Origin of the sequence: Variovorax sp. PBS-H4, assembly GCF_901827205.1 — a bacterium.
Classification (GTDB): domain Bacteria; phylum Pseudomonadota; class Gammaproteobacteria; order Burkholderiales; family Burkholderiaceae_C; genus Variovorax.
In genome coordinates, this window is record NZ_LR594675.1 from 6,221,790 (window position 1) to 6,235,933 (window position 14,144).

13 protein-coding genes and 1 pseudogene are annotated in these 14,144 nt (G+C 64.1%); 7 read left to right on the top strand and 7 right to left on the bottom strand.

Annotation, left to right across the window (positions count from 1 at the left end; genetic code table 11):
• Nucleotides 1-2: 2 nt before the first annotated feature.
• Complete coding sequence (locus E5CHR_RS29600) at nt 3-401, top strand: DoxX family protein (RefSeq protein ID WP_162583324.1); 399 nt, start codon at nt 3-5, stop codon at nt 399-401.
• Nucleotides 394-1,992, top strand: a complete 1,599-nt coding sequence (locus E5CHR_RS29605; protein ID WP_162583325.1) for an MFS transporter — start codon at nt 394-396, stop codon at nt 1,990-1,992. Before E5CHR_RS29600 ends, E5CHR_RS29605 begins: the two co-directional genes overlap by 8 nt.
• Before the next feature lie 118 nt (nt 1,993-2,110).
• Here E5CHR_RS29605 and E5CHR_RS29610 read toward each other — a convergent pair.
• From E5CHR_RS29610 to E5CHR_RS29620, 3 genes and pseudogenes are all read right to left on the bottom strand, one after another.
• A pseudogene (locus E5CHR_RS29610) lies at nt 2,111-2,689 on the bottom strand (SGNH/GDSL hydrolase family protein); the annotation flags it as partial.
• Complete coding sequence (locus E5CHR_RS29615) at nt 2,686-3,648, bottom strand: bifunctional enoyl-CoA hydratase/phosphate acetyltransferase (RefSeq protein WP_162583326.1); 963 nt, start codon at nt 3,646-3,648, stop codon at nt 2,686-2,688. The pseudogene E5CHR_RS29610 and the gene E5CHR_RS29615, both read right to left, overlap by 4 nt.
• A 34-nt stretch (nt 3,649-3,682) precedes the next feature.
• Entirely contained in the window at nt 3,683-5,362 is a 1,680-nt protein-coding gene (locus tag E5CHR_RS29620) for a Na/Pi cotransporter family protein (RefSeq protein ID WP_162583327.1), read from the bottom strand.
• A gap of 165 nt (nt 5,363-5,527) precedes the next feature.
• On the opposite strand from E5CHR_RS29620, the gene gcvA reads away from it, so the two are divergent.
• From gcvA to E5CHR_RS29640, 4 genes are all read left to right on the top strand, one after another.
• Complete coding sequence (gene gcvA / locus E5CHR_RS29625; protein ID WP_162583328.1) at nt 5,528-6,427, top strand: transcriptional regulator GcvA; 900 nt, start codon at nt 5,528-5,530, stop codon at nt 6,425-6,427.
• A gap of 131 nt (nt 6,428-6,558) precedes the next feature.
• Nucleotides 6,559-7,161, top strand: a complete 603-nt coding sequence (locus E5CHR_RS29630) for an HD domain-containing protein (protein ID WP_162583329.1) — start codon at nt 6,559-6,561, stop codon at nt 7,159-7,161.
• A 50-nt stretch (nt 7,162-7,211) separates the two neighbouring features.
• Nucleotides 7,212-8,813, top strand: coding sequence for an L-lactate permease (locus E5CHR_RS29635; protein WP_162583330.1), 1,602 nt, complete (start codon nt 7,212-7,214; stop codon nt 8,811-8,813).
• Nucleotides 8,814-8,867: 54 nt separating this feature from the next.
• Nucleotides 8,868-10,040 carry an alpha-D-ribose 1-methylphosphonate 5-triphosphate diphosphatase gene (locus E5CHR_RS29640; protein WP_162583331.1) on the top strand — a complete coding sequence of 391 codons (1,173 nt, stop codon included), beginning with the start codon at nt 8,868-8,870 and terminating at the stop codon, nt 10,038-10,040.
• Nucleotides 10,041-10,050: 10 nt separating this feature from the next.
• Here the strand turns inward: E5CHR_RS29640 and E5CHR_RS29645 are convergent, their stop codons facing one another.
• Nucleotides 10,051-10,812, bottom strand: coding sequence for an SDR family oxidoreductase (locus E5CHR_RS29645; protein WP_162583970.1), 762 nt, complete (start codon nt 10,810-10,812; stop codon nt 10,051-10,053).
• Nucleotides 10,813-11,096: 284 nt separating this feature from the next.
• Nucleotides 11,097-11,846, bottom strand: a complete 750-nt coding sequence (locus E5CHR_RS29650) for a TetR/AcrR family transcriptional regulator (RefSeq protein WP_232062238.1) — start codon at nt 11,844-11,846, stop codon at nt 11,097-11,099.
• Nucleotides 11,847-11,849: 3 nt separating this feature from the next.
• Between E5CHR_RS29650 and E5CHR_RS29655 the strand changes: the two genes are divergently transcribed.
• Nucleotides 11,850-12,401, top strand: a complete 552-nt coding sequence (locus E5CHR_RS29655) for a DinB family protein (RefSeq protein ID WP_162583332.1) — start codon at nt 11,850-11,852, stop codon at nt 12,399-12,401.
• Here the strand turns inward: E5CHR_RS29655 and E5CHR_RS29660 are convergent.
• Both E5CHR_RS29660 and E5CHR_RS29665 read right to left on the bottom strand, forming a co-directional pair.
• Nucleotides 12,334-12,963 (bottom strand): ANTAR domain-containing response regulator, encoded by a 630-nt coding sequence (locus tag E5CHR_RS29660; protein WP_232062239.1) that lies wholly within the window; start codon nt 12,961-12,963, stop codon nt 12,334-12,336. The two genes, E5CHR_RS29655 and E5CHR_RS29660, sit on opposite strands and share 68 nt — an antisense overlap.
• 1 nt (nt 12,964) lies before the next feature.
• Nucleotides 12,965-14,116, bottom strand: coding sequence for a transporter substrate-binding domain-containing protein (locus tag E5CHR_RS29665; RefSeq protein WP_162583333.1), 1,152 nt, complete (start codon nt 14,114-14,116; stop codon nt 12,965-12,967).
• Nucleotides 14,117-14,144 lie beyond the last annotated feature (28 nt).

Genomic DNA, 14,144 nt, shown 5'->3' on the forward strand with positions numbered 1-14,144 from the left:
CCATGCGCTGGACCGCTTCGCCCGTACTTCGCTGGATCGCCTTGCTGCTGCTGTGCGCGGCCTACCTGCAGGGCGGGTTGCAGAAGGCGCTGGACTTCCCGTCGGCCGTCGCCGAGATGAACCACTTCGGCCTCTCGCCCGCCGCCCCGCTGGCGATCGCGGTGATCGTGCTGGAGCTGGGTGCCGCGGCGCTCATCCTCGCCGGGCGCCTGCGCTGGCTGGGCGCGCTGGCGCTTGCGCTGTTCACGCTGATGGCCACCTTCGTGGCGCTGCGCTTCTGGGAGATGCCGCCGGGGCAGGGGCGCTTCATGGCGGCCAACGCCTTCTTCGAACACCTGGGCCTGGTCGGCGGCTTCGTGCTCGTCGCCTGGCACGACTTCCGCGAGCGTGCCCATGTCTGAAACCCGCATCGATGCGAAGCCGGCGACGCCGCCCGGCGCCTTCGCCCCGCTGCGGCAGCGGGTCTTCGCGGTGCTCTGGGTCGCCACCGTGCTGGGCAACATCGGCAGCTTCATGCGCGACGTGGCGAGCGCCTGGCTGGTGACCGACCTGTCGGCCAGCCCGGCGGCGGTGGCGCTGATCCAGACGGCGGCCACGCTGCCGGTCTTCCTGCTGGCGATCCCGGCGGGGGTGCTGTCGGACATCCTCGACCGGCGCCGCTTCCTGGTCTTCGTGCAGCTGGTGCTCGCCGCGGTGAGCGGCACGCTGCTGCTGCTGGCGCAGACCGGCGCGCTGACGGTCGAATACCTGATCGCGCTGACCTTCGTCGGCGGCGTGGGCGCGGCGCTGATGGGGCCGACCTGGCAGGCGATCGTGCCCGAGCTGGTGCCGCGGGCGGACCTCAAGGGCGCGGTCGCACTGAACTCGCTGGGCATCAACATCGCGCGCTCGATCGGGCCGGCCGCGGGCGGGCTGCTCCTGGCGAGCTTCGGCGCGGCCGTCACCTACGGGCTGGACGTGCTGAGCTACGCGTTCGTGATCGCGGCGCTGCTGTGGTGGAAGCGGCCGGCGGCGGTCGACAGCGCGCTGTCGGAAAACTTCTTCGGCGCCTTCCGCGCGGGGCTGCGCTACACCCGCGCCAGCCGCGAGCTGCACGTGGTGCTGCTGCGCGCTGCGGTGTTCTTCCTGTTCGCGAGCTCGGTGTGGGCGCTGCTGCCGCTGGTGGCGCGCCAGATGCTCGCCGGCGGCGCCGACTTCTACGGCGTGCTGCTGGGTGCGGTGGGCGCGGGCGCCATCGGCGGCGCGCTGGTGATGCCGCGGCTGCGCACCCGGCTCGACGCCGACGGCATGCTGCTGCTGGCCGCGCTTCTCACCGCCGCGGTGATGGGCAGCCTGGTTTTCGCGCCACCGAAATGGCTGGCCGTGGCGCTGCTGCTGGTGCTGGGGCTGGGCTGGATCGTGGCGCTGACCACGCTCAACGGCGTGGCGCAGTCGATCTTGCCGAACTGGGTGCGCGGCCGCGGGCTGGCGGTGTACCTCACGGTGTTCAATGGCGCGATGGCCGCGGGCAGCCTGGGCTGGGGCCTGGTGGCCCAGACGATCGGCGTGCCGGGCACGCTCGCGGTGGGCGCGTCGGGGCTGGTGGTGGCGGGCCTGCTGTTCCACCGCGTCAAGCTGCCCAGGGGCGACGCCGACCTGCAGCCTTCCAACCACTGGCCCGAGCCGCTGCTGGCCGAGCCCGTCGCGAACGATCGCGGGCCGGTGATGATCCAGGTCGAATACCGCATCCACAAGGAAGACCACGCGGCTTTCCTCGAGGTGATGAAGCGCCTGTCGCTGGAGCGCCGCCGCGACGGCGCGTATGCCTGGGGCATCCATGTGCACACGGTCGACCCGGAGCGGGTCATCGAGTGGTTCCTCGTCGAATCGTGGGCCGAGCACCTGCGCCAGCACCACCGGGTGTCGCAGGCCGACGCAGACCTGCAGGCCGAAGCGCTGCGCTTTCACACGGGGCCTGCGCAGCCCGAGGTGCATCATTTTCTGGCGCTGTGAGCAAGATCTCGTGCACGAGCGGCGCGATCACACGCCCGATCGAGTCGTGTTGCCTCGAGTCCAGGTGGATACCATCGATATCGCTGCGGCCCGTGACGGCGTTCAGGTCGAAGAAGTGCACCGATTTCGAGATCGCCATCTCCTTCAGTGCGGCGGCAAAGCCCTTGCTGCGTTCGACAGCACCCTCGAACTTCCTCTCGTTGGCACCCTTTGGCTGGATGATCTCTGGCGCAGCGACGACCAGGACCCGAGGGCACGGCATCCCGGGCTCCAAGGGCGCTTGGCGAATGATGTCGACCAACCTGCCCACGCCCAGGGCCGCACCCCATGCCTTGATGTCGGAGGGAGCCTGGAAGTCATTGGTGCCGAGTTGAATGACGACCAACTCGAGCGGCGAATTCATCTCGATGACCTCGCCAAGACCCGCGGCGCCGTTTCGTCCCGGCCGAAACGGGTCGTCCCAAAGCGTCTTTCGTCCCGGGAGGCAGTTTTCCACCACACGGACTTCGCGGGCGCCCGCCTTGTGAAGTTCGGATTCCAGCACTCCTGGCCACCGCTGATGGAAAGCGTATCGCTCGCGGGTGCCAGGAACCATGCCCCAACCCATGCTGTCCCCGTAAACAAGAATCTGCCTCATGGTGTGCTCCTTCTTGCCAGGCTCGTCACCGCCTCGAAAATGGGGATGCGCCTTCCTCATTGCCCGTGAGGTTCGGCATCCAGCAACAGGCTTCCCAGGGCCGCGGAATACACCTTGGATGCCAGGCTGTCCGTGCGACTGGTGAGAATCACCGGCCGGCTTGTTCCCAGGACGACGCCGGCGCAGGAGGCCCCGGCCATGTAGACGAGGGACTTGTAGACCGCATTGCCGGCTTCGAGATTCGGCATCAGAAGAATGTCGGCCTTGCCTGCGACTCGCGATTCGATGCTTTTGGAAGTCGCAGAAGCCATCGATATGGCGTTGTCGAAGGCCAATGGACCATCCACCACCGCATCCCTGATCTGCCCGCGTTCCGCCATCTTGGCGATGGCAGCGGCATCGAGTGTGCTGGGGGCGCCGTGCAGGACCGATTCGGTGAAGGAAAGGACAGCGACGTGCGGCTGCGCGATGCCGAGTGCTCTTGCCAAAAGGACCGCATGCTCAAGAATCTCCACCTTCTCGGCCAAGGCGGGCGCCACGTTCACGACGCAGTCTGAAATGATCAGCGGCGATGGGCGGCCCGGCACCTGCAGCACGAAAGCATGGGACACGCGCCGCGACGTCCGCATGCCGCTGGTGCGGGAAACAACGGCCCGCATCAGTTCATCGGTATGCAGCGACCCCTTCATCAACATGTCGACGTCTCCCGCGCTCGCGAGCCTGCATGCCGCCTGAGCGGCTTCTGCCGCGCCAGGGCCTGTGTCGATGATTTCGGATTGCTGAAGATCGATGCCCTGGCGCGCGCCGAGGTCGAGCAGACGATCCCGGGGGCCGATCCAGCTCACGTCGGCGATCTGCTCCTCGATCAGCCGACAGCCTGTTTCAAGTGCATTTGCGTCACAGGGAAAGACCATGGCGATCTTCCGCCGGCCGCGCTGGCGGGCCGTCGCGAGAACGCCATCGAGGAAGGTGCAGTTTTTGTTGGAGGCGAAGGGAGACGCTGCTTCGAGTTCGGTCATGTGCTGTGCGCGGCTGTCAAGGCTTGCACGCCGTTCAGGCGACGGGTTCATTGGAGGTGGCTGCCAGCCCGACATGCGAATGGCGAATGCGCGTTTTCGTCAGGGCTCCGGCCGCCTCGAGGATCGGATAGGCAATGGAACAGATGTGCGAATTGATCCGCTTCAGGTCGCTGATGAGGTCCAGGTGCAGTGAACTCGTCTCGATGCTCTGGGTCGTCTGCGTCTGAAGCCGGGCCAGATGGTTGACGGCGTAGGCGTGCTCCAGATCTCGAAAGCGGGCCTTCTCTTCGAGCAGCTTCTTCGCGTCGCGTACCTGGCCATCCAGGAATACGCTCATCGCAAGCCTCAGGTTCGCGATCAGTCGCGTGTGCAGGTCCACGATCTCCGCCATGCCGGCATCCGAGAAGCGGTTGGATTTGCGGATCTGCTTGTCCTCGATGTCCTGGACTACATGTTCGATGACATCGCCGACCTGCTCCATGTGAATGGTGAAGGAGACGATGTTCGACCAGCGGCGGCCTTCCTGCTCGGACAAGGCATCCTGGGAAATCTGCGTGAGGTAGAACTTGATGGCCGAATAGAGCTCGTCGACGGTGTCGTCCATCTTGCGCAGTTGCTCGGCCAGCGTGAGGTCGGCGTTGCGCAGCACCGGGAGGATTCCCGCGAGCATGGCCTCCACCACGTCGGCCTGGTGCAAGGCTTCGCGAGCCGCGCAGCTGATCGCGAGAGAGGGGGTTGCCAGGGCGCCGGGGTCAAGGTGCCTCGGGCGAATCTCGCCGACCGGCAAGGAGGGCGTCGGCAAGAGAATCTCGACGACCTTGGCCATCGGGCCCGTCAGTCCGATCAGGAACAGGGCTCGCACGACGTTGAACCCCAGGTGGAATGCGATCACCTGGGCGTGTGCGCTCGCGATGTTCTGTTGCAGCAGGAGCTCGATCTGGGGCAACATGGGCACCGCCACTGCGCATCCGAGCAGCTTGAACAGCAGGCTTCCGAGGGGAAGCCGCAGTCGGACCGCACGCGGCCCCGAGCTGGTGAGCATCGCCAGGATCCCGCTGCCGAGGTTTGCACCCAGGACCAGGCCCAACGCCATCTGCATGGGCAGGACCCCCGATGCCGACAACGTCGCGCTGAGAAGCACGAAGGCAAGGCTGGAATAGGTCGCCATCGTCAGCAGGGCGCCGACGATGATCTCCAGCATCACATCGTCGGGCAAGACCAGCACGAGGCTGCGGAATGTCGAGGAGCCGAGCAGAGGTTGCGTTGCCGTGACGATCAGCTGCAGCCCAAGCGTGATCAGCCCGAACCCGATGAGGACGTGCCCCACGCGGCCGCTCGGTCGCTTTCCAGCGCCGGTGACAAGCACGACGCCCACGAGAACGAGCATGGGCGAGAGCCACGATAGGTCGAAGGAAAAGACGACCGCCATCAGGCTGGTGCCCACCTCCGCGCCGAGCATCACGGCCAGTCCGGTCGGAAGGCCGACCAGGCCATTTCCCACGAACGACGAGATGAGCACCGCGGTGGCCGTGCTCGACTGGACGACGCCCGTCACGGTCATGCCGGCCAGCATCGCCAGGAAGCGGTTCTTCAGGTTGCGGGCAAGCACGCCGCGCAAGTTGGCACCAAAGATTTGAATGACACCGGTGCGCACGATGCTTGTGCCCCACACGAGCAGAGCGATCGCGGCGAGAAGGTTGAGCAGGTGGATCATCGGGGTGGCCCTGCGTGGTGCTGGGCCGGCGAAGCGCAAATGGAAGAAGGGCGCCATTGTGGGTTTGCAGGTGCTTCGCGATCAATCGACCTTTGCTCACAAGCCGAGTGAGTTTTTGTGGAGACCCACCCATGTATGCTTTTTGGACCACCCTCAGTCACTGCCATGCGCGCTCTTCCCCCGCTGAACTCCATCAAGGCCTTCGATGCCGCCGCCCGCCATCTCAGCTTCACGAAGGCGGGTGACGAGCTGTGTGTCACCCATGGCGCGATCAGCCGGCAGATTCAGTTGCTCGAGCAATGGCTCGGCACCGCCTTGTTCCTGCGATTGCCGCGTGGCCTGCAGCTCACGAATGACGGCATGCGGTTTCACACCGAAGTCAATGCCATGTTGAACGGCCTTGCTTCGGTGGCCGACCAGATCCGGCATCCACGAACGACCCGCATCATCCGCGTGCAATCGCTGCCGACGTTCACGATGCGCTGGCTCATTCCCAGATTGCCGAACTTCCAGAGAAGGTATCCAGACATCGAGATCCGGCTGTCGATCGCTGCCGATGCGATGCCGCCGCGTGTCAATGACTTCGAGGTGTTCCTGACCGGCGGCCCGGAAAGCCATCATGGCTTTCGCTCGGGGAGATTCCTCGACGAGCAACGAATCGCCGTCGCGGCACCGGAGTTGTTGCGACGCTCACCGATTCACAAGCCCGACGATCTGAAGCAGCATGTGCTTCTTCACGCCAGCAGCCTGCCGGCGCTGTGGTCCAACTGGTTCTCGGCCGCGGGTAGCCAGACCGTCCAGGGCCGTGGCGAGCTGACCTTCGAGCACCTCTACCTGTCGATTCAAGCGGCCGTCAATGCCGTGGGCGTTGCCATCGGCCCCACGGCGCTGGTGGCAGACGACATCCATGAAGGGCGCCTGCAGTACGTCATGCCCCAGTGCGCGCTGCCTGCCAGAAGCTACTTTTGGTACTCCCCCGAGCGGACCCAGGGTGACGCCGCAGTCGACTCGTTCTGCGCCTGGCTGTTAGACGTCGGCAACACCATGCCTGAGGCTGCGAGCTAGGCGACACGCCGATGGTGCACAGCGCCAAGTTCAGAAAAACTCACAGCCCTGTCCCAACTTAAATCGATTGATACCAAGCAGCTCCGAAAAATAGCATCGCTCGTTCCAAAACCTGAAACCAAGGAGCAAGCATGGCACTGGAGCTTGAGGACATTCGTGCGTTGTTCGACGCATACGGCTCGAGGGCGTACGGCAATGAAGATGTCACCCAACTGGAGCACGCGCTGCAGACAGCTTACCTTGCCGAATCCGAAGCAGCTGATCGGGCGCTGATCGTCGCGGCCTTCCTGCACGACCTGGGGCACCTGATCGGAATGAGCAAACAGGAGGCGGATGGGGCGCCGCGCACGGACGGAGTGTCACCCTTTGGAACGGGCGACGACCTTCATCAGTACGTGGCGCTTCCGTTTCTGCGCCCTGTCTTCCCGAGCGCAGTGGTCGATCCGATCGGACTGCATGTCGAGGCCAAGCGATGTCTGTGTGCGATCGACCCGACCTACCGTTCGAAGCTCAGTCCGCTGTCGATCCACACCCTGGAACTGCAAGGCGGGACCTACACGCAGGACGAGGCGGATGCCTTTCAGAGCCGGCCCTTTGCGTCAGACGCCATGCGGCTGCGCAGATGGGATGACGCAGCCAAGGTGCCCGGAGCCAAGACACCACCGTTCGAGCACTACTTTTCCATGCTCTCAGAGATTTACGCGCAGTCCACCGGCGGCCGCGCAGCGCACTGACAACAAACGACAAAGCGGGCTCGCGTGAGTGCGCGGGTTCAGGAGACAAGATGTTTCATCAATTGACGATTCCGATCGGCGGATCACTGCTGCCCACCTTCATCGTGGCGGCCCTTCCCATCATCACTGTGCTGCTGATGCTTGGCGTTTTCCGGCGACCTGGCTGGCAAGCGGGCATTGCAGGACTTGGGGTCGGCCTGGCAGTTGCAGTGTTCGGCTGGCAATTTCCGGTGGGAATGGCCTTCAACGCCGTGGCCCTCGGGGCGGTGCTCGCAGTATGGCCCGTGATGTGGGTCGTGGTTGCCGCGATCTTCCTGTTCAACATGACGATACGCGCGGGACGCCTCGATGCCTTTCGCGTCTGGGTGCTCGACAACGTGCCGAATGATCGGCGGGTGGTTCTTCTGGTGGTGGGCTTCCTGTTCGGTTCGCTGCTGGAGGCTGTCGCGGGCACGGGCACACCCATCGCCATCACGTCCGCGCTGCTCGTCACGCTGGGGTTTCCGGTGCTCGATGCGTTGGTCTTCATGCTCATCTTCGACACGGTTCCCGTGGCGTTCGGTGCCATGGGCCTACCCATCACCGTCCTGGCTGCAGTCACCGGGCTTCCCGCCGCGGAGCTCGGCCAGATGGCAGGCCGCCAGCTTCCGTTCTTCGCTTTCCTGCTGCCCTTCTACGTGCTCACGATCTACAGCGGGATAAAGGGCCTGCGCGCTGTATGGCCGCTCGCGCTGGTCGCTGGAGGGAGCTTTGCCATCACCCAGTTCCTCGCGGCAAACTTCCTGAGCTATGCGATCTGCGACGTGCTGGCTTCGATCGTGGCGATCTTGGTGACGATGACGTTCCTGCAATACTGGAAGCCCGCCCCCGATGCGAACTACCACGTCAATATCGACCGGGCGAGCATTGCCAGAACGAGCGTCACGGGCCGGCAAAGCTGGTACCCCTGGCTCATCGTTGCGGTGATCGCCGTGGGATGGACCGTCGCCAACCTCGGAAAGATCGGTGAAATTTCCGTACCCTGGCCCGGGCTCGACAAGGCGGTGTTCATCACGGTCTATCAGAAGCCCTATCCGGCGGTCTGGACCTTCCAGCCGTTGACCACCGGCACCGCACTGCTGGTGGCGGCGTTGGTCTCGGCCATGGTCATGCGCTTGTCGCTGAAGGATGTTCTCGGCGCCGCCAAAGACACCTTTAGGCAAACCGCGGTTCCAGTCGCCACCGTCGCAATGATCATCGGGCTCGCGTACCTGATGAACTATGCCGGCATGACATACAGCCTGGGCCTGGGCATCGTGGCAGTGGGTCCATGGTTTCCGTTCGTGTCGGCTTTCCTCGGCTGGATCGCGGTCTTCCTCACCGGCAGCGACACCTCGGGGAACGCGCTGTTCGGCAACATGCAGGTCGTGGCGGCGAACCAGCTGGGTCTCAGTCCCACACTGATGGCCGCGACGAACTCGACCGGCGGGGTGTTCGGCAAGATGATCTCGCCGCAAAGCGTCGCCTGCGGCGTGGCCACCACGGGGATGCAGGGCAAGGAGGGAGCGATCGTGGCGCGTACCTTCAAGCACAGCATCTTCCTGACGCTGCTGCTCGGGGTGCTGGTCTGGCTGCAGCAGAACCATCTGCACTGGATGATTCCCGGCCACTGAAGCGCGGTCACGCTGCCCGGCTCCCTCGCGTGGGAGCTCAGGTAGCATCGCGGCATGCTGCGCGAGACCCACTCAACTCCTCCGCTGGCCGGCATTCAGGGGACACGTGTACTGACGCCGTCGGGTGTGGCGCCGGCTTCGTTCAAAGTCGACCGGACATTGCTTCAGCAGGCCGCACCTTCCGACGTGTTCCTCGACGCCGGCGACCTTCTCGTTCTGCCTGGCATCGTCGACATCCATGGCGATGCGTTCGAGCGATCGATCAGGCCTCGTCCGGGTGTGCAAATGCCTTACGCGACAGCGCTAAAGGACGTCGATATTCAACTTCTGGGCAACGGCATCACCACGGCCTACCACGGCGTGACCATCTCATGGGAAGGTGGGTTACGAAGCGTTCCCGTAGCACAGCAGATGCTCCAGACTTTGCAGGACCGCCGCACCGAGCTGGGCGCGGACCACCGGGTGCATCTGCGCCTGGAAGCCAGATTCACCCAGGGGTGGGGAGTCGCGCATCAGTGGATAGAGGCTGGCCGAATCCAGTTCTTTTCTGTCAATGATCATTGGCCGCAATTGGCCGCCAAGCTTGAAGATCCCGTGCAACTTGCCCGGTTCGCCGAGCGGGCGGAATGCGACGTGAGAACCTTCGTTCAGCGCGTCGAAGCTGCCGCTGAGATCCCGCCGATGGCGCTTGGCATGGAGCAGCTGGTGTCGGCAGCCAGGCGTGCAGGGCTGAGCGTTGCGTCGCATGACGATCCGGATGCGGAGCAGCGGCGGCGCCTGAGTCTTCTGGGCTGCAATGTCTCCGAGTTTCCGCTGAGCGAAGGCGCAGCGAGGGAATCAAGGGCATCGGGCGACCTGATCGTTTTTGGTGCTCCGAATGTGCTGCGCGGTGGCAGCCACGTGGGCGCGCCGGGTGCCGAGGACATGATCCGCAAGGGCTTGTGCGACGTGCTGACGTCCGACTACTACTACCCGTCCCCCTTTCTCGCGGCGTTCGAGCTCGCGCGGCGCGAAGTGCTGCCACTCGCGCAGGCATGGAGCATGGTTTCGCTCAATGCAGCCGCGGCGGTCGGGTTGACCGATCGAGGGCGTCTGAAGGCCGGGCACCGGGCAGATCTCTTGCTGGTGGATGACGCCGCCCCAGGAGCTCCCCGTATTCTCGCCAGCGTCGTCGGGGGACGGCTGCGCTACGCTGCGCATGGCTTCGAAAGCCGCGCGCGGCGCTGAATCGCGTTCTTTACTTGCCGCCCGTCACATCCAGGAATGTGCCGGTGACAAAGGAAGCTTCGGCGCTGGCCAGCCACAAGATCGCTCGCGCCACCTCTTCGGGCTGACCTCCTCTGCCCATCGGGATCGAGTCCTTGACACGGTCTACTCGGCCGGGCTCGCCACCGCTCGCGTGCATCTGCGTGTAGATATGCCCCGGGCGAACGCAGTTGATGCGGATGCCCTCGCGGGCGACCTCCTTGGCGAAGCCGATGGTGAAGGTCTCGAGCGCGCCCTTTGATGCGGCGTAGTCGACATACTCGTTGGGACTGCCAAGCCGGGCCGCTGCAGACGAGACATTGATCACCGATCCGCCTTTCTCGTTGTGGCGGTAGGACATGCGCTTCACCGCCTGCTGTGCGCACAGGATCGGACCGATGGCGTTGACGGCGAAGACGCGATGCAATCGCGCAACGTCGAGATCCTCGAGCCGGCATTGCTTCTGCAGGATGGCTGCGTTGTTCACCAGCACGTCGATGCGCCCAAACGATCGATCGATTTCTGCGAACAGATGCGTCACCTGCTCGGGATCTGCGCTGTCCGCGCGCACGGCCAGCGCTTGCCGCCCTGCGGCTTTGACATCCGAGACGACCGAAGCGGCGGCCGATGGGTCATGGACGTAGCTGATCGCCACATCGTAGCCTTGCGCGGCCGCGAGTCGCGCTGTGGCCGCGCCAACGCCGCGGCCGCCCCCGGTGATCAGAATGACTGGAGATCGAGACGCTTTGTGCATCGCAAGATTTCTGAGGGAGTGAGGGAAGATGAATCGGTTGGACCGGACGTGAGGCAGCGTTGGCGCACTCGTCAAGCCTGCTTGGTTGGCGCCAAGCGCGGGGTCATGCCGAGATCCTAGGGCGATGCGTCTGCAGGCACCATCGACGATATGTCACAGCGGCGGAGAGGAAAAGTCACGCCGAACAGCCGGGTGATCAGATTGATCGGCCATGGCCTGGCCATCGAGGCCCCTGTGTTGCCGCTCCTGGGCTCAACGATTCTGCACGCCTGAACACGGGCGGATCAGGCTTTCAGGAAACCCGTCACCATGCGCGCCGTCTCTTCGACAAGCGCTTCCATCCGATCCTTCGTCACCCCTTTGGACTGGTGCAGCACTGCGCTGTGCGTCAACGCCTCGATCGTCGTGACGCATACGAACGATGCGAGCTCCAGGTCATCGACACCGAGTTCATCCCGAACGCCTTCGAGATAGGCCCTGAACAGGCTGAAATTTTCAGCGCTGAAGGTGTCCAGCTTCTCGAGTTTTCCGACGCGCGGGAGCTGTTCGGCGAGCACCCGATGCAGCGCGGGGTCGACGCGGTGCGCTTCTACCGCGACTGCGACGAAGCTGCGCATGGCCTCGTGCAGCGGCTGGGTCGAGACCCGCGCCAACTCGCTGCGCACCGTCTGCATGATCTGTTGTTGATGACGCTCGATGACAGCGGCGACCAGGGCCTCCTTGCTCGGGAAGTACTGGTAGAGGGAACCGATGCTCACCCCGGAGAGTTCCGCGATGCGGTTGGTGCTCGCCTTGTCGAAGCCCTCCTTGACCAAAATGCGAGCGGTTGCCTCGACCAGGCTGTCTACAGTGGCGCGCGATCGCTCCTGGGTGGCGAGTTTCCTGGGCTTGATGAGAGGTTTTCGCGCCATTTTTTCGACACCGGCAATGCGAGTAGCAAAAGCGAATGATCGCTCATATTCTGAGCAGACGCGAACAGGCGGCGCACCTTCTGCATGTAAGACCTGTGACGCGCCAATACTCAGGAGCTTCATGCCATGCACGACACCTTGCACCATCTCTTCATGTACAAGGCTTGGGCCGACGACCACCTATTGACAGCCCTGGCCAAGCTCGGAGACGACTCCCCAGTCACGGCATTGGCCGTCAAGGCGTTGAGCCACACCTATGTCGTCGACCGGATATTCGCCGCGCACCTCCGGCGAGAAGCTCACCTGTACACATCGGCAAACCTCGACGAGATGCCGAGGCTCAAGGATCTATCCGCCGATCTCAGGAAGAACGATCAGGAATACATCGACTATGTCTCGACACTCGACGGCGACGGGTTGGCCGAACCCATCGACTTCAGGTTCACCGACGGCGCAGCAGGGCGCATGTCGAGAGAGGAAATGCTCATGCATGTCGTCACGCACGGAACAGGTCATCGCGGACAGGTCAGCGCGGTGATGCTGCTCAATTCCGTTGCGCCGGCCAAGGATGGATTCACGACCTATCTGCACGAAGTGGAGGGGTCGACGCTCAGGTCTTGCCAAGCGAAAGGATCTCGTTGGCGTTCAGGATCGTCTGGGCGATCTCCTCGATGCTGACCCGCTTGCTCATGGCCTGTTCTCGGATCAGGTCGTAGGCCTTGGCTTCGCTGATGCTTCTCGAGCGCATCAGGACGTTCTTGGCCTCCTCGATGCGCCGCACGCCAAGCACCTTGCCGCTGAGCTTTCGGAGCTGGCGCTTCTGGGCCTTGAGGTCGCCATGCACCTGCCGCGCCACCACCAGCGCGGACAACAGCCCGAAGGAGCGTACCGGCGACGGCAGCGTCGCCTTGGCGCCGATGCGAAGAACGATCTCGACGATCGTCGGGTTCTCGTAGTTCACGACGGCGATGATGGTCGGCCCCTCGTCCGCGTTGAACCACTCGAAGTTCATGTCGATGCTGTCCGGACGAACGGCGAGAAACACCACGTCGGTGAGTTCCGGCAGCACGGGCAGCGGCGGCCAGAACGCCTGCACATGGCATCCGATGCGGCGAAGCTGCTGCGTCATCTGCTGGCCGTCGGCGTCGTCAGGATGGCAGACCGCGACCCGCAGCATCCGGAGGTTCTTCAGCTGGGTCGGCGTCGGCCGGGCCTTCTGACGTACGGATTCGGTCTCCACGTCAAAGCTCCAGCGTGCTCAGCTCTGCGGCCCAGTCGCCCAGCGAATGGGTCACCATGTAGGGGTCGGGGTGCACCGCACGGGTCGCCTCGCGCACGATGGTGAACTGGCCCTTGGAGTTGACCACGCCAATGCGCGGGTAGAGACAGGTGTGGTGATTCGTCGGATCGATGCGAATCCTGCCCTGCGGTGCGTCGAGCTCGCTGCCGAGGACGTGGGGCACGAGTTGCGCCGGATCGTCGGTGCCCGCGCGAACGAAGGCATTCGCGAAGACATGCGTCTGGAAATAGGCCGCTTCCCAGCACTGGTTCGGAACGCAGCTCGCGCCGAATCGTTGCCGGAACCGTTCGAGGCACCGCAGGTTGGTCTCGGAGTTGATGGATTGGAAATAGGGGGCCGAGGTGAAATGACCGATGCCCGCCCCGCCCATCTGGGACACCTCGGCCTCCGAAGTGGTCAGGCTTCCGATGGGCATCGTCCTGGGGTCCAGCCCGGCCTCCGCATACGCCCGGTAGAGGCAGGCCGCGGAGTCGCCGACGACCGTGGAGAAGATGAAGTCGGGCTGCAAGTCCCGGATCTCCTCGATGATCGGCTGGAAATGCTGTTCGGTTGCGTCCAGCGGCACGTAGCGCTCTGCCACCTTCTCGCTGTTCTGGCGCTGGAGCACGAGCTCGCTCATGATGCGGTTCGACTCGTACGGATAGATGTAGTCCGACCCGATCAGGTACACCCGCGATCCGAAGTTGGCGGTCATGAACTCCGCGAGCTGGACGCTGTTCTGATTGGGCGCGGCGCCGGTATAGATGATGTTGTTGGAGAACTCGAAGCCTTCGTAGAGGGTCGGGTAGAACAGTAGCTTGTTCCACTTCTCGACCAGCGGCAGCACCGCCTTGCGGCTGCTCGACATGTAGCAGCCGAGGATCACGTTGACCTTGTCTTCGAGGATCAGGCGCTCGGCCAGCCTGGAATACACCGCCGGCGTCGACTGCGCGTCGTAGAAGACCGGCACCAGCTCCCGGCCGTCGAGGCCGCCCGCCTCGTTGATCTCGTCGATGGCCAGGAGGGTTCCCTGCAGCTGCGACTTGCCGATGGTCGAGGTCACGCCTGTCTCCGAGTACAGCACGCCCACGCGGACGGGATCTTTGTTGGCCACGGGCTAGTCCTCAGGTTCGATGGCGGAT

What these genes read in the sequence shown, in the direction of transcription:
- E5CHR_RS29600 (WP_162583324.1), top strand. Translation starts at nt 3, where the DNA reads ATGCGCTGGACCGCTTCGCCCGTACTTCGCTGGATCGCCTTGCTGCTG.
- E5CHR_RS29650 (WP_232062238.1), bottom strand. Translation starts at nt 11,846, where the DNA reads ATGAAGCTCCTGAGTATTGGCGCGTCACAGGTCTTACATGCAGAAGGT.
- E5CHR_RS29655 (WP_162583332.1), top strand. Translation starts at nt 11,850, where the DNA reads ATGCACGACACCTTGCACCATCTCTTCATGTACAAGGCTTGGGCCGAC.
- gcvA (WP_162583328.1), top strand. Translation starts at nt 5,528, where the DNA reads ATGCGCGCTCTTCCCCCGCTGAACTCCATCAAGGCCTTCGATGCCGCC.
- E5CHR_RS29615 (WP_162583326.1), bottom strand. Translation starts at nt 3,648, where the DNA reads ATGACCGAACTCGAAGCAGCGTCTCCCTTCGCCTCCAACAAAAACTGC.
- E5CHR_RS29645 (WP_162583970.1), bottom strand. Translation starts at nt 10,812, where the DNA reads ATGCACAAAGCGTCTCGATCTCCAGTCATTCTGATCACCGGGGGCGGC.
- E5CHR_RS29605 (WP_162583325.1), top strand. Translation starts at nt 394, where the DNA reads ATGTCTGAAACCCGCATCGATGCGAAGCCGGCGACGCCGCCCGGCGCC.
- E5CHR_RS29620 (WP_162583327.1), bottom strand. Translation starts at nt 5,362, where the DNA reads ATGATCCACCTGCTCAACCTTCTCGCCGCGATCGCTCTGCTCGTGTGG.
- E5CHR_RS29635 (WP_162583330.1), top strand. Translation starts at nt 7,212, where the DNA reads ATGTTTCATCAATTGACGATTCCGATCGGCGGATCACTGCTGCCCACC.
- E5CHR_RS29630 (WP_162583329.1), top strand. Translation starts at nt 6,559, where the DNA reads ATGGCACTGGAGCTTGAGGACATTCGTGCGTTGTTCGACGCATACGGC.
- E5CHR_RS29640 (WP_162583331.1), top strand. Translation starts at nt 8,868, where the DNA reads ATGCTGCGCGAGACCCACTCAACTCCTCCGCTGGCCGGCATTCAGGGG.